The organism is Halorubrum persicum, from assembly GCF_002727125.1.
In the GTDB taxonomy this organism is placed as follows: domain Archaea; phylum Halobacteriota; class Halobacteria; order Halobacteriales; family Haloferacaceae; genus Halorubrum; species Halorubrum persicum.
Window position 1 is genome coordinate 1 of the sequence record NZ_NHOA01000055.1, and the last position, 14608, is coordinate 14608.

Below are 14608 nucleotides of genomic sequence, written 5' to 3' on the forward strand. Positions count from 1 at the left end.
CCGCGGTCGACCGCGGTCTCGAACAGCGGGAAGCGCTGGCCGAACGCGACCTGCTCGGCGAGGCCGGCGTCGAGGCCGAACTCGTCGGCGTACCTGTCGGCCTTCTCGTCGAGCAGCTCCGGGCGGTCCACGTCGGACGGGTCGGGTTCGACCGGCGGCACGTCCGTCTCGGGGTACATCCGCGCCGCGCCCGGCAGCGGCCGGAGGTAGCGGGTGGTGCCGTCGTCGTTCGCGCCGCGGGTCTCCTCGGGGACGCCCTCGATGGCGGTCTCGGCGCGGTCGGCCGCCGCCTCGATCGCGAGGTCGGCGGTCTCCGGGTCGGCGGCGACGATGGCGACCGCGTCGTCCTCGCCGGCGCCGACCGCGTCGCGCAGGGCGGCGACCTCCTCGTCCGTGACGCCGTACGCCGGCAGCTCGTCGGTGTGGAAGATGCCGCCCGCGCCGTGGCGCTTCGCGTGGTCGGACAGCTCCGTACCGAGCCGGCGGTCCGGCTGGATCTCGCGCCCGACGAGCCCGTCGAAGCCGAACAGGGGAACAGCGGTGACCTTCCCGCCCGAGTCGAGCGCGCCGCGGATGACCCCCGACTCGGTGTCGGCGAAGGTGTCGGTCACGTCCCGCACGTCGCCGACGCTCGCGTCTCGCTCGCGGAGTTCGTCGCGGATGTCGAGGAGCTCGGCCTGCCGCCCGACCTCGCCGCGGACGATGTCCTCGATCCCCTGGAGGTCCTGGACGCCCTTCACCTCCACGCGGGCGCCGTCGGCGATGGAGACGTTCACGTCCTGCCGGATCGTGCCGAGCCCGCGCTTGACCGCGCCGGTCGAGCGGAGCAGCATCCCGATGCGCCCGGCGGCCTCGCGAGCGCCCTCGGGGGTTCGGATGTCCGGCCCCGTCCCGATTTCGACGAGCGGGACGCCGAGCCGGTCGAGCGAGTAGACGACGCCCTCCTCGGTCTCCTCGACACGCTTCGCCGACTCCTCTTCGAGCATGAGGTCCGCGATCGACACGCGCCCCTCGCTCGTCTCGATCTCGCCCTCCTGACCGAGCAGGATCGAGCGCTGGAACCCGGAGGTGTTCGAGCCGTCGATGACGAGCTTCCGCATGACGTGGGCCTGGTCGACGACGGAGATGTCGAGCAGGTCGGCGATCTGAAGCGCCACGGCGAGCGCCTCGTCGTCGACGCGCCGAGGCGGCTCGTCGTCCTCCTCGACGAGGCAGGTCGTGTCGTACGCGAGGTAGGTGAACTCGCGGTCGACGCGGCTCTCCTCCATCGCGGCGTCATCGAGTTCGCCGAGTTCGCTCTTCGTCGGGTGGAGTTTGCGAGTGATCTCGCGGTCGGCCTCCTCGGGGTCGCGTTCGGCGGTCGGGGAGTCGCAGAACAGCTTCGTCGCCGTGTCGAGCTGCTGGTGGATCTCCAGCCCGGCGACGAGCCCCAGCTCCTCGTAGTCGTACTCGGGGGTCGCGTCCGTACTCATTACGCCTCACTCCGGCGGCGCGGGACTAAAAGGGTGGCAGTTCGCGCGGCGAGGTGAGTGCGGCGGTCGTTCAGCGCGCGCGGAGGCGTCGCTCGCCGCGTAGCGGTCGGGAGGAATTATGCGTGGGTGCTGTCGTAGAGACAACACCGTGCATCGTGGGGGTGTGCCCCGTGCGATGCGTGGGACCGGATTTGAACCGGCGGACCTCTACAGGACAGCGCCCTCAACGCTGCGCCGTTGGCCTGGCTTGGCTACCCACGCTCGCGGTGTTCTGTCGCATCTCCACGTACCCTTCCCCTAATTAAAAGCCCTTCCATTCGGGGAGGCCGTGTCGAAGGTTCCCATCGATCGAGAGAGACACGCCGACGAACCGATCGGTCGGAACCGGCACGCGTTTGGGAGTGGCGTCCGTCGTGACTTCCATGTCCGAGTGGGCCCGCGAGAACGTCCCGTTGCTGACCGCCCTCCTGTCAGTCGTCGCGCTCGCGCTCGTGTTCGGCGCCGTCGGCGGCGCGATTCCGAGCGGCGTGCTCCCGCGCGCGAGCGACGCGGTCCTCGGCGCGCTTCCGCACCTCAACGCCGCGATATCCGCGACCGCGATCGCCACCATCCTGCTCGGCTGGCGGGCGATCTCGCGCGGGAACGTCGCCCGACACCGGGCGTTCATGCTCTCGTCGTTCGGGCTGTTCGTCGCGTTCCTCCTCAGCTACCTCTACCGGCTGATCCTCGTCGGGACCGTCGAGTTCCCCGGCCCGGAGACGGTGTACACGTACGTCTACCTCCCGTTTCTGGCCGTTCACATTCTGCTCGCGATCGCCTGCGTCCCGTTCGTCTTCTACGCGCTGCTGCTCGCCGCCACCCGCCCGTACGAGGATCTGTACCACACCCGACACGCACAGGTCGGCGCCGTCGCCGCGGTGCTCTGGCTGATCTCCTTCACGATGGGGATCGGTGTGTACGTCATGTTGTACCACGCGTTCTGAGGCGTCCCTTCCCGACCCGGCCGACGAAGGTTGAAGCCCTCGTCGGCCGTACGAACCGACGTGTTATTCCCGACCCACATCCTCGTCGCCGTCGGAATACGCCGGCTGGCGGACCGCCCGCCGGTCAGCCGGCGGCTTCCGGGGGCCGCCGCGCTCTCGGCGGGCGGGCTGGTCGTCGGGGCCGCGCTCCCGGACATCGTCGACAAGCCGCTCGGCGCGCTCGGGATCCTCGACGTTTACCAGTCGGTCGGCCACTCCCTCCTGCTCGCGCCCCTTGCGGTCGCCCTCGCCGTGAGACACCGACACGGGATGGCGGTCGCCGTCGGCTGGGGGTCGCACCTCGCGCTCGACGCGTTCCACGTCGCGGTCAACGGACGAGCGAACGACGCGCTGTTTCTCCTGTGGCCGGTCGTCTCGCGGGCCGACCCGCTCGCGCTGCCGCCGATCGAGTTCGCGCGGTTCTACGTCCCGACCCCGTCGTTTTACGTCGAGCTCGGGCTGTGGCTGGCGGCCGTCTTCGCCGTGGTGAACTCGCGGCTCGGTCCCGATGAGGAAGTCGGTCGGTGACCCGGTCTACTCGTCGCTCGCCATCTTGTGGGCGGCGTAGAACAGCGGGACGAGCAGCGCGCCGGCGAAGCCGAAGCCGAGCGCGAGCGCGCCGATGTCGTTTGCGCTGAGGTCGCGACCGGCGGACTCGCTGTCGCCGCCACTGCCGTCGCCGCCGTCCCCGCCGTCTCTTCCGTCGCCGCCGTCGCTCCCGTCGCCGCCGTCACCGCCGGGCGTCACGAGGTCGTCGTCGACCGATCCGACCGCGACCGCGCCCTTCATCCCCACCGCCTCGTGGGGCTCGCAGAGGTAGTTGAACGTGTCTCCGTCCGCGGCGTCGTCGAAGGTGTACTCGAAGGTGGTCCCCTCCTCGCTGACCGTCTCGCCGCTGTCGAACGTCCCGTCCTCGGCGACGACGTTGTGCGCGCCGCCCTGCCCGGTCCACTCCCACACGACCGTCGTCCCGGGGTCGATCAGGATCGCCGCCGGTCCGAACTTGAGGCCGTCGACCGCGCCGACGGCGACCGTGACCTCGTCCTGCCCGGTGTAGTCGTGGGTGCCGTCGTAGTTGTCGACGTCGTCCAGCCAGCCGTCGTACTGGGCGGCCGCCCCGCCGGACCCGGCGGCGAGGCCCGTTGCGACGGCGGCCCCCGCGGCGCCGGCCCTGAACAGTCCGCGGCGACTCATCGTCGTCTCGTCGGCGTCGGATGTCATACGCGTACCTCCCGGCGTGGGCGTATTTAAATTCCCGATTCCGCCGCCGCGCGGTGAGAATGCAGCGGTCGCGGACGGAGCGCGTGCGAGACGCGGGACCGGAACCGGATCAGTCGTCGGCCGGGGTCGCGTCGGACACAGTGCCGTCGACGGCGCGGTCCATCTCCTCGCCCGTCACGTCGAACGGGTACTCGCCGGTGACACACCCGAGACAGAGGTCCGCGCGGCTCTCGCCGAGCGCCTCGGCGACGGCGTCGATCGAGAGGTACGACAGCGAGTCGGCACCGACCTCCTCGCGGATCTCCTCGGTGGAGGCGTCGGCGGCGATCAGCTCCTCGCGGGTCGCCATGTCGATCCCGAAGTAGCAGGGAGCGACGATCGCCGGCGCGCCGATCCGGAGGTGGACTTCCTCTGCGCCCGCCTCGCGGACCAGCTCGACGAGCTGGGTCGAGGTCGTCCCCCGCACGATCGAGTCGTCGATGATGGTGACCGACTTCCCCTCGACGGTCGATCTGATCGGGTTGAGCTTCAGTCGGACGGCGCGCTCCCGCTCGTCCTGCGTCGGCATGATGAACGTCCGACCGACGTAGCGGTTCTTCATCAGCCCCTCGGCGAACTCGATGCCGGCGTCCCCCTCGGGGCGGGGCTCGCCCTCCGCAGTCGTCTCGCCGGCGGCGTCGGCGTAGCCGGAGGCGAAGGCCCGCCCGGAGTCCGGGACGGGCATCACCACGTCCGACTCGGTGCCGGACTCCTCCCAGAGCTTCCGACCGAGCTTCCGACGCACCTCGTACACGAGGTTCTCGTCGATCACCGAGTCGGGGCGTGCGAAGTAGACGTGTTCGAAGAAGCAGTGGGCGGTCGACTCGCGCTCGACGAGCTGATAGGTGTCGTAGCCGCTCCCGTCGGGGTCTAACACGACCAGTTCGCCCGGGCGAACGTCGCGGATCAGCTCCCCGTCGAGGGTGTCGATCGCGGCCGACTCGCTGGCGAGGACGTAGCCGCCGTCGATCTTCCCGAGGCAGAGCGGGCGGTTCCCGAGCGGGTCGCGCACGCCGAGCACCGTGTCGTCGTGGGTGATCGCCAGCGAGTAGGAGCCGTGGATGCGGTTCATCGTGTGTTTGACCGCGCGGACGAGGTCCTCTTCGAGGAGGTTGCGCGCGAGGTCGTGGGCGATCACCTCGGTGTCGCCGTCGGAGGTGAACGCGTGGCCCGCCGCCGCGAGCTCCTCGCGCACCTCGTCGGCGTTGACGAGGTTCCCGTTGTGCGAGAGCCCGAGCGATCCCGACTTAAAGGAGACGGAGAAGGGTTGCGCACAGCTCTTGTCGAGGCTGCCGGCGGTCGGATACCGGACGTGCCCGATCCCCGTGCCGCCCGACAGCGACTCCAGGTCCCCCTCGTCGAACGCGTCGCCGACGAGCCCGCGCTCGACGTGGCTGTGCTGTTGGAACCCGTCGTGCGTGACGATCCCCGCGGACTCCTGTCCCCGGTGTTGGAGCGCGTACAGCGCGTAGTACAGCGGTCGCGCGGCCTCGCGGTCAGCGAGCGAGACGCCGACGACGCCGCACTTTTCTCGCGGCTCGTCGACGGTGTTGTCCCCACCGGCTTGCATATACACCTCGGTGGGGCGTGAGTCGATAAAAACCCTCGTGTTCGTGGCACAATCACCCGTTTAAAACGCAAAAGTGTTCACATACTTGGATCGCTCGGGGGAGAACCCCGACGCAGCAGCGACCTCATCGCTTCGACGATGACCTACGCCGACCGCGCCAGACACCCTCAACCACGACCGACCGCGACGCGTTATTCCCCGCCGACGTACTCGTCTAACCGATCGAAGTACTCCTCGCGCGGCACCTGATAGGCGGCTCGGTAGTCAACGTCGCCGGCGGCGAACCGCCCCGCTACGTCGACGGCGGCGGCCGCGCCGGCCTCGCGGCTCTCGTGCGTCTCCGAGACTGCCTCGATCTCGGGCTCCAAGAAGAGGACGACGTGCCACTCCTCGGTGGCGTACTGGCCCGATCCGGGACGGGCGTTGCGAGCCCCGTTCGTCAGGTAAATCGTCGGGAGACACTCGGCCGGGAGGTCGTCGCCGCCGAAGACGTCCGGGCGGTACACGAGGATCGCCCGGCCGCTCGGCTCCTCGTTCCACACCCGCCAGCCGTCCGGCAGCGCCTCGAAGCTCATGGGCGGAGTCGGGGGCGGAGGCTTGAAAGGGTCGCGCTCCGGGCGGCGGAGGCTCTCCGGTCTCGACGACTGGAGGGCCGCCTCAGTCGACGATATCGGAACCGCCCGGCGGCAGGAACTCCTGCAGCTGGTCGGCGCTCGCCACCTTCCGTACGAACGACGTGTCGGCGAATCGCCCCTTCAGATCGCGGTACACCATCATCGCGGCGTCGTTCTGGGCGTACATCCCCGGCTCCACCGTGACGCTCGTCGCCGCGCGGTCGACGATCGCAGAGGGCGGCCCGCCGATGGCGCGCGTGACGGGCTCGCACTGGACGCCGACGGCGACCCGGCAGGGCACGTCCTCGAAGTAGGTGCGGTCGCCCCGGATCACGAAGCTCCCCTTCTCGATGTACTCGCCGCTCTCGGGCGTCTTCGACACCTGATCGGGGTCGACCATGTACGCGTCGCCGGCGCCGCGCCCGTCCTTCCAGTCGGACGAGTAGGAGACCGCGAACTGCGCGGCCTCCCGCAGGGTCGCCTCCGAGAAGTCGACCGGGTCGGCCGACTCAGAGGGCCCGGCGGCCTTCAGGAGCGTCACCGGTCCCCCGTGCGCCTGCGTGTGGAAGAACCGGTCGTGTTTACCCATATACTTCTTGACGAGCTCCTCGTTCTGGTCGGCGTTGCGCCCGCCGATGACGAGGTACCCCGTCGAGGTCCGGAACCAGCGGAACCGCTCGAACCAGTCGTCGGGGCTCCGGATCGGGATGGAGGACCGCGAGAGCCAGTCGGTCTCGTACTCCTCCTCCTCCTCGCTCTCGTCGGTGTCGTTGCTCCCGTCGTCGGCCGCCGCGTTCGCCTCCCACTCGGCCTTTCGCTCCTTGACCGCCTCGAGCTCTCGCCGGGTCGACTCGATCGCCTCCATCGCGCCCTCCTTTTTCCCCTCGATCCGCTTGGCCTCCTGATAGAGGCGGTCGGCGTTCACCTCGACGCCCGCGCTCGCGTCGAGTTCGACGCGGACCGAGCCGCCGTCCTCGTCGTCGAGCGCGACCGTCACCGTCCCCTCCCCGCCGTCGACGTCGACGACGGCCTCCGCCGCGGGGATCCCCCGCTCGGCGCCGGCGTCGAGGGTCTCCGCGATCTCCTCCCACGGGACCTCGTTCTCGCGGGCCTCCTGCACCGTCGAGAGCACCTCGTCGACGAGGTCGTAGTTGGCGTACAGCAGCTCCGCGCACTCGCGCTCCGCCTCCGCCTGCTCCTCGAACCCCTCGATCGCCCCCTGCTGCTGTTCGATGATCCGCTCCTGTTTCGCGATCTCCTCCTCGAAGTCGGGGCGGGACGGGCTGGCGTCTGTGGGGGCCTCGCCCGCGTCGGACTCCTCGTGTTCGAGCCGGTAGAAGTACTCGTCGACGGCGGCGTTAAACGAGTCGAAGCCGACGCTCGGGAGCCCCTCGTGCTCCGAGAGCGGGAAGGGCGTCACGTCGACGACGCGGGGGTCGCGCTCCTCGCTCTCGGCGTCGGATCCGTCGTCGAGCGCCTCCTCGTACACCCGCGGGTCGACGTCGCCCGAGCGAAGCCGCTCGCCGATCCGGGAGAGCGCGTCGTGGAGCGCGCTGAGCTGGTCGTCGGTGGCCTCGTCGATGGGCGTCTCCTTCTCGACGCCGGCGCGGGTACACACCTCCTCGGCGTAGAGCCCGCCGAGGTTGAGCTGCGTGGCGAGGGTCCGAACCACGTCGCTGTCCGACTCCCGCATGTGGCGTTTGAATCCGCCGAGGCTCACGTCCAGGGGATTGAGCCGCGAGGCGGGGTACTCGTACTGCGCGCCGGGCGCGACCGTCCGGGACTTGAGCCGGACCGTCGACAGCGCCCCGACGACCTCGCCGGTCTCGTCGAGCGCGGCGACGTTCCCCTGGCCGAACAGCTCGGCGACGATCGCCGTGTTCTGGTCCTCGCGCTCGAACTCGAAGGTGAGGATCCGGTCGAACTCGTACTGCTCGACGCCCGCGAAGTCGGCGCCGGACAGCCGGTTTCGGAGCATCTTCGCGAAGTTCGGCGGGCGGCCGGGCGCGTCCGCGACGTGGTCCGCGTCGGCGACGTGTGCGCGCTTGATGTCGCCCACCTCGATCATGAGCTCCACTCGTCCGCGGTCGAAGTCGCGAAGCTTCAGCCGGAGCAGGTCGTCGTCGTAGAGGTACGCCTTGTCGACCTTCGCGCCCTCGTACCGATTGAGCTCGGTGACGAGCGCGCCGAGGTCGATGCTCGACAGCTCCCGCTTCTGGTCCATACTCCATGGAGACAGCCGGCCCGGAAAAAGGCGTGTCGTTGTGACGGCGGGGCGTCGACCGTGAGACCGCCGCGGCGAGGGCGGTCGGTCCGGGTGCGCTACAGCCGCTTCGACACGTACGGCCCGTCCTGGTGGTAGCCAAGCTTGTTCCGGTAGTACTCGCGGGCGCCGATCCCGGAGATGATCGCCATCTTCCGGTAGCCGGCGTCCCGGGCCAGCTCCTCGGCGCGTTCGAGGAGCCTCGTGCCGTACCCCTGGTGTTGCCAGTCGCCGTCGCCGCCGATGGCGACCTCGCTGCCGTACACGTGGAGTTCGCGGATCAGCGCGGCGTCCTCCAGCTCGCGGCGGATCGCGTCGTCCTCGGTGCCGGGGGCACCGGGCTGCTCGGGCGCGAAGGAGGGGAACCGCAGGCGACAGAAGCCGACGAGCAGGTCGCGGACGGGGTCCTCGAACGAGATGAAATGCTCCGTCCCGCCGCCGGCCTCGTACGTCATCACGTCGAGCACCACGTCGTCCGGGTCCGGATCGGCGTCGTTGTGGCCGACCTCGCGGGCGCGGATGTCGCGCTGAGTGATCCCCTTCTCCTCGGCCCGCTGGTCGGCGAGCTGACGGAGGTTCGACTTCCAGACGCCGCCCTCGATGAAGTCGGCGGGGATGTCGCGCTGGACGCGCTGGAGCCGTGTGTACTTCGGGATGTGGTCCATCGCCTCGGCGACCACGTCGGCCGCCTCCTCGTTCGAGAGCGGCTCGAACTCGTCGCTGTGCCACCGGTCGTACACCCGGGTCCCCTCGACGACGAGGGTCGGGTAGATCTTCAGGTAGTCCGGGCGCCAGTCGGGGTTCTCGAAGATCTGGCGGAAGTCCTCGATACACATCTCCCGCGTCATGCCCGGCTGACCCGGCATCATGTGGAAGCCGACCTTGAACGCGGCGTCGCGCAGCCGGCGGTTGGCGTTCCGCGAGGCCTCGTTGCCGTGACCGCGGTGCATCTCGCGGTTGATCCGCTCGTAGGTGGTCTGGACGCCGACCTCGACTTTGGTCCCGCCGAGATCGAGCATGCGGTCGATCTGCTCCGGATCGCACCAGTCCGGCTTCGTCTCGAAGGTGGTGCCGATGTTGCGGATCTCGTTGGTCTCGTTCGTGGCGATCACGTCCTCCAGATACTCGAACTCGGTCTCCTCGGGGGCGGGCGCGAACGACTCCCCCTCCGCCGGTTCGGGCTCTTTGTCGAGGTCGTAGTCGTTCATCGCCTGCAGCGCGCGCTTGACGAACCACTCCTGGTAGTCGTGCGAGCGCGCCGTCATCGTCCCGCCCATCAGGATGAGCTCCACCTTGTCGACCGGGTGGCCGATCTTCCGGAGCTGTTCGAGCCGGAGGGTGACCTGCCCGTACGGGTCGTAGTCGTTCTGCTCGCCCCGGGCCGCGGCCGGCTCGTGGCCCGTGTACGACTGCGCCGAGGAGAACTCGGAGGCCGGCCCGCCCGGACAGTAGAGGCACTTCCCGTGCGGACAGAGCTTCGGCGACGTCATGATCGCGACCGGCGAGACGCCGGACGCGGTCCGGACCGGCTTCCGCTGAACGACCTCGATCACGTCGTCGCGGTGCTCCGCGGGCGCGTGATCGAGGATGTCGGTGTTCTTCGGCACTTTCGGCGAGGAGAACTTCGAGCAGGCGTCGAGCTTGGCGGACTCGAGGTCGTCGCGGTCGATCTCCCCCGCGAGGATCCGGTCGACGAGGTGCTCGCAGGTCCGGACGAAGGACTCGGGCTCGTCGCTCCCGGAACTCCCGCCCCCGTCCTCGCCGCCCTCACCGCCGGCGTCCGCGTCACTCGCCGCGTCGGTACTCATTACGCTTCGATCGACGGGTTTCGGAGTTAAGCGTGTCGCACCCGCGTCCTGTAGGGGCCGTCGGATCGCCTATCCCAGGGTATATTAACTAGTAATATAACCAAGTAATCAATGCCGGAGACACAGATTCAGCGGGCCCGAGCCGGGGAGATCACGCCCGCGATGGAGCGCGTGGCAGAGCGCGAGAACCGCGAGCCAGAGTTCGTCCGTCGGCAGGTCGCCGACGGGCAGGCGGTGATCCCGAACAACCACGCCCACGACGCGCTCGATCCGATGATCATCGGGAGGGAGTTCTCGACGAAAGTCAACGCCAACATCGGCAACAGCGAGTCGGAAAGCGACCTCGACGCGGAGCTCCGGAAGCTCCACGCCGCGGTTCACTACGGCGCCGACACCGTCATGGACCTCTCGACCGGCGAGCGCTTGGACGAGACTCGCGAGGCGAACGTCGCGTACTCGCCGGTTCCGATCGGCACGGTCCCGATATACGAGGCGGTCAAGCGAGCGGACGACCCTGCCGAGATCACCCACGAGCTACTGCTGGACGTGATCGAGAAGCAGGCCGAGCAGGGCGTCGACTACATGACGATCCACGCGGGCGTGCTGCTGGAACACCTGCCGCTGACCGACGGCCGCAAGACCGGGATCGTCTCGCGCGGCGGCTCGATCCTCGCCCAGTGGATCGAGGAGAACGGGATGCAGAACCCGCTGTACGCGAAGTTCGAAGAGATCTGTGAGATCCTCGCGGCACACGACGTGACGATCTCGCTCGGTGACGGTCTCCGACCCGGCTGTCTCGCCGACGCGAGCGACGAGGCGCAGTTCGCCGAACTCGACACCCTCGGCGAGCTCACCCGCATCGCGTGGGACCGCGGCGTGCAGGTGATGGTGGAGGGACCCGGGCACGTCCCGATGGACGAGATCGCGGACAACGTCGACAGACAGCAGGCGGTGTGCGACGGCGCGCCGTTCTACGTGCTCGGGCCGCTCGTGACCGACATCGCTCCCGGATACGACCACATCACGAGCGCGATCGGCGCGACCGAGGCGGCGCGGGCGGGCGCGGCGATGCTCTGCTACGTCACGCCGAAAGAGCACCTCGGCCTCCCCGACGCGGAAGACGTGCGAGACGGCCTCGCGGCGTACCGGATCGCGGCGCACGCCGCCGACGTCGCCAACGGGCTTCCGGGCGCGCGTGACTGGGACGACGCCCTCTCGGAGGCGCGCTATGAGTTCGACTGGGTCCGGCAGTTCGACCTCGCGCTCGATCCCGAACGCGCGCGGTCTTTCCACGACCAGACCCTCCCCGGAGACAACTACAAAGAGGCTCGGTTCTGCTCGATGTGCGGCGCGGAGTTCTGCTCGATGCGCATCGATCAGGACGCCCGGGACGCGGACGGCGAGATGGCCGCCATCGACGGCGAGACCAACCTCGACGCGTCCGACGCCGCGGCGGTGAACGTGCCGCCGGTCGGCACGCACGACACCGGGAGCGTTCCGGACGAGATCGAGATCGGCGGCGTCACGTTCACGCCGGAAACGGGACACGCCGACGACTGATCCGCTCTCGGACGCCCTCGCAGTCGTCGACCGGATCCGCTCGTTTTAGGTCGATCGGACCAAACCACGGGGCGTGCTACGCAAGGACCTCCTGCGCGTCTCGCGGGCCGGCGGCGGGTACCGACCCCGCTTCGTGACCCGCGAGCACCGCCCGCTCGCGGCGCGGGTGCTCGGGACCTTCGAGTCCCACGTCGGGGAGCGGCGCGGCGACCTCGACGACGCGCTGACGGCGCTGGAGGCCGACGCCGCCGAATCCGGCGGCGACTTCAAGCTCGTTCGGGGGCTCGCGGCGCTCGTGGAACGCGAGTGCGGCTTCGAGACGCGGGCGCCGGTCCCGCCGCGTCGCGTCCGGCGGGCCGCGTTCGAGGCCGCGGAGGCCGTGGGGGTCGCGAGCGAGGCCGAGCGCGAGACGGCGATCGACCGCGCCGCCGACGCCCTCGGGATCGACCGCGCCGACGTGGAGGCGTCGCTGTACGCCGACCGCGCCGTCAACGAGGTCCTCGTCGACGCCGACGTGCGGTGGGACCCGGACACCCTCCTCGAACAGTACGACCTCTCGCTCGCGCAGACCGCCCTCTTCGACGCCACCGAGGTCCGCGTCCGATCGAACGACCCGAAGCGGCTCGTCTCGGCGGTCAAGCGGCTCCGGCTGATGTACGAGATCGAAACGACGCCCGAGGGGCGCGAACTGGTGGTGACGGGACCGGACGCGCTGTTCTCTCGCACCCGGCGCTACGGGACCGCGTTCGCGCGACTGCTCCGGACCGTCGCGGCATCCGCGGAGTGGGAGCTGACGGCGACGATCGACGACCGCGGCCGCGAGCGCACCATGCGCCTCTCCGACGGCGACGTGACGGTGCCGGGCGTCGAGCCGGTCGCGGAGCCCGACTTCGACAGCGGGGTCGAGGCCGACTTCGCCGGGCGGTTCCGCGGGCTCGACCTCGACTGGACCCTGGTCCGGGAGCCGGAGCCGCTCGAGACCGGGACCCGGGTGATGATCCCCGACTTCGCGTTCGACTACGACCACGCCGACTTCCGGCTGTTCTTCGAGGTGATGGGGTTCTGGACCCCCGAGTACGTTGAGAAGAAGCTCGGCCAGCTCGCGGACGTGGAGGACGTGGACCTGCTGGTCGCCGTCGACGAGAGCCTCGGCGTCGGCGAGGAGATCGCCGCGCGCGACCACCGCGTCGTGAGCTACACCGGGACCGTCCGAGTGAAGGAGATCGTCGACGTGCTCCGCGAGTACGAGGCCGAGTTCGTCGCCGACGCGGCCGCCGACCTCCCCGAGTCGCTGTCGCCGGACGCGGACGCGATCGCGCTCGCCGACCTCGCCGACGAACACGCCGTGAGCGTCGAGGCGATCGAGGGGAAATCCTTCCCGGACCACGAGCGAATCGGTCGCACGCTCGTGCGGCCGGCGGTGCTGGAGCGCGTCGGCGAACGGCTGGAGGCCGGGATGTCGCTCTCGACGGCCGAGACCGTGCTCGACGAGTACGGGCTCGACGACGCGAGCGCCGCGCTCTCCCGGCTCGGCTTTCGGGTGGAGTGGGAAGGTCTCGGCGGCGGGACGGTGACGCGGAAAGAGTAGAGTGCCGATTGCGGATTACTCTTATACGGGAACGAAGGGAGTTTTATATATTTTGACAATACTGATTACTGATCGGGGCAACCCATGGTTACGAATATCCGGACACAGTTGCTCGGCAGAGACGTATCGTTCCCGGTAGAGGAGTCGCGATTCGCCTACTGGCTCGTTTTACTGCGGCTGATCGTCGGGTGGTGGTTCCTCCACGCGGGGCTCGACAAGTTCCTCGCGTGGCCGTTCGACGCGAGCTGGTTCGTGGGCGGCGCGGCGGCACAGACGAGCCTCGGGCCGGTAGTTACGCTGTTCTCGGACGGGATCTTGCTATCGTTCACCAACGTCATGGTCCCGCTCGGGCAGACGCTGATCGGACTGGGACTGATCGTCGGGGCGCTGACGCGGCTCGCCGCGTTCTTCGGCGCGTTCCTGATGACGTTCTTCTACTTCATCAACGGCGAGACCGGCGGCTGGGCGCACGGCGTGATCACCGGTGACCTGCTGGGGCTACTGATATTCGCGATGATCGCGACGCTCGGTGCCGGGCGCGTGCTCGGCGTCGACGCGTACCTCGCGAAGACATCGTTCGTCAGGGACCATCCGCGGCTGCGGTACTTCATCGGGTGACGAGGCCACAACAATGAGCGAACTCACAACAATGGAACGAGTCGGACTGTACGGCGGCGGAGCACTCCTCCTGATCGGCACGGTCGGGATGGGGCTGCTGGAGATCATCGCGGGAGCACCTCATCCGGTGTCGGGTGAAGGGCAGGTCGTCCACGAGACCCTGATCAGCCTCAGCATTCGGTCGTACACCATCCTACTCGGACTGGTGCTGCTGGCGGCGTACGGGATCAGCAACCTCGCTACCAAGCCGCCGAAAGACACCTCGATCTGAGGCGTGCAATCGAGCGAGATACCGACGGAGCTCGGCGCTCCGATGGGTGATTTTTTCAGAAGCCGAGGCCGGTCAGTCGACGACCGGCAGGTCCGCCCGACTCCCCTTCGGCACCACCGAGCGCAGCTCGTCGTAGAGGTAGAGCCCGACGCCGATCGGCGCCGGCTCGCCGGCGACCTCGTGAGTCGCGATCAGGTACCCCCAGTCGCCGTCCCACGCCGGGAGGTCCTGGTCGTCGCCCGCGACGAACCGCGAAGCCTGCTCGGGGTCGAGCTCGATCACGTTCGTCGTCGCGTGGCCCCCGAATCGGGTGGCCGCGCGGGTCGTCGGCTTCCAGTGCTCCTGTCGCGTCCGGAGGAACGTCATCCCGATCGCCTCCACCGCGCTGGGGTCGGTCGCCTCGCCGTTGAAGATCCAGACCTTCCCCGCGCCCTTCTCCCAGAAGCTGTACGCCTCGAAGACGCTCGGGTCGATCCCGAACCGCTCCTCGAACCAGTCGAGCACCTCGCGCCGGCTCGCGCGCCCCTCGACCTCGCGGTCGGCGGGGGTCTCGGGGAGGCGG

13 protein-coding genes and 1 tRNA gene are annotated in these 14608 nt (G+C 69.3%); 6 read left to right on the top strand and 8 right to left on the bottom strand.

Annotated features, from left to right (window positions below; genetic code table 11):
• Both gatE and DJ69_RS08315 read right to left on the bottom strand, forming a co-directional pair.
• Positions 1 to 1472: Glu-tRNA(Gln) amidotransferase subunit GatE (gene gatE / locus DJ69_RS08310; protein ID WP_099255193.1), on the bottom strand; the 1472-nt coding region annotated here is incomplete at its 3' end.
• A 176-nt stretch (positions 1473 to 1648) separates the two neighbouring features.
• A tRNA-Leu gene (locus DJ69_RS08315) sits at positions 1649 to 1733 on the bottom strand.
• A 161-nt stretch (positions 1734 to 1894) separates the two neighbouring features.
• Here DJ69_RS08315 and DJ69_RS08320 point away from each other — a divergent pair.
• Positions 1895 to 2455, top strand: coding sequence for a DUF420 domain-containing protein (locus DJ69_RS08320; protein WP_099255194.1), 561 nt, complete (start codon positions 1895 to 1897; stop codon positions 2453 to 2455).
• Between the two features lie 60 nt (positions 2456 to 2515).
• Positions 2516 to 3022, top strand: coding sequence for a metal-dependent hydrolase (locus DJ69_RS08325; protein ID WP_099255195.1), 507 nt, complete (start codon positions 2516 to 2518; stop codon positions 3020 to 3022).
• Between the two features lie 6 nt (positions 3023 to 3028).
• Here DJ69_RS08325 and DJ69_RS08330 read toward each other — a convergent pair whose 3' ends face one another.
• The 5 genes from DJ69_RS08330 to DJ69_RS08350 form a co-directional block, all read right to left on the bottom strand.
• The gene (locus DJ69_RS08330) at positions 3029 to 3715 is read right to left on the bottom strand and encodes a halocyanin domain-containing protein (RefSeq protein WP_099255196.1); all 687 of its coding nucleotides are present in this window, start codon (positions 3713 to 3715) and stop codon (positions 3029 to 3031) included.
• Positions 3716 to 3824: 109 nt separating this feature from the next.
• On the bottom strand, positions 3825 to 5324 hold the full coding sequence (purF, locus tag DJ69_RS08335) for an amidophosphoribosyltransferase (RefSeq protein ID WP_099255197.1): 1500 nt from the start codon (positions 5322 to 5324) through the stop codon (positions 3825 to 3827).
• A gap of 191 nt (positions 5325 to 5515) precedes the next feature.
• Positions 5516 to 5899 carry a DUF5820 family protein gene (locus DJ69_RS08340; RefSeq protein ID WP_099255198.1) on the bottom strand — a complete coding sequence of 128 codons (384 nt, stop codon included), beginning with the start codon at positions 5897 to 5899 and terminating at the stop codon, positions 5516 to 5518.
• A gap of 82 nt (positions 5900 to 5981) precedes the next feature.
• On the bottom strand, positions 5982 to 8162 hold the full coding sequence (gene rqcH, locus DJ69_RS08345) for a ribosome rescue protein RqcH (protein ID WP_099255199.1): 2181 nt from the start codon (positions 8160 to 8162) through the stop codon (positions 5982 to 5984).
• A 98-nt stretch (positions 8163 to 8260) separates the two neighbouring features.
• Positions 8261 to 10009: a tRNA uridine(34) 5-carboxymethylaminomethyl modification radical SAM/GNAT enzyme Elp3 gene (locus DJ69_RS08350; RefSeq protein WP_099255200.1), complete on the bottom strand. Its 1749-nt coding sequence runs from the start codon at positions 10007 to 10009 to the stop codon at positions 8261 to 8263.
• 111 nt (positions 10010 to 10120) lie between these two features.
• Between DJ69_RS08350 and thiC the strand changes: the two genes are divergently transcribed.
• The 4 genes from thiC to DJ69_RS08370 all read left to right on the top strand — a co-directional run bounded on the left by thiC (position 10121) and on the right by DJ69_RS08370 (position 14046).
• A complete protein-coding gene (gene thiC, locus DJ69_RS08355) occupies positions 10121 to 11569 on the top strand; it encodes a phosphomethylpyrimidine synthase ThiC (RefSeq protein ID WP_099255201.1) in 1449 nt (482 codons plus the stop codon).
• Between the two features lie 73 nt (positions 11570 to 11642).
• Entirely contained in the window at positions 11643 to 13157 is a 1515-nt protein-coding gene (locus DJ69_RS08360) for a DUF790 family protein (RefSeq protein WP_099255202.1), read from the top strand.
• Between the two features lie 84 nt (positions 13158 to 13241).
• The gene (locus tag DJ69_RS08365; protein ID WP_099255203.1) at positions 13242 to 13775 is read left to right on the top strand and encodes a DoxX family protein; all 534 of its coding nucleotides are present in this window, start codon (positions 13242 to 13244) and stop codon (positions 13773 to 13775) included.
• Between the two features lie 13 nt (positions 13776 to 13788).
• The gene (locus DJ69_RS08370) at positions 13789 to 14046 is read left to right on the top strand and encodes a hypothetical protein (RefSeq protein ID WP_245851582.1); all 258 of its coding nucleotides are present in this window, start codon (positions 13789 to 13791) and stop codon (positions 14044 to 14046) included.
• Positions 14047 to 14118: 72 nt separating this feature from the next.
• Here the strand turns inward: DJ69_RS08370 and DJ69_RS08375 are convergent.
• Positions 14119 to 14608: DUF7122 family protein (locus DJ69_RS08375; protein ID WP_099255204.1), on the bottom strand; the 490-nt coding region annotated here is incomplete at its 5' end.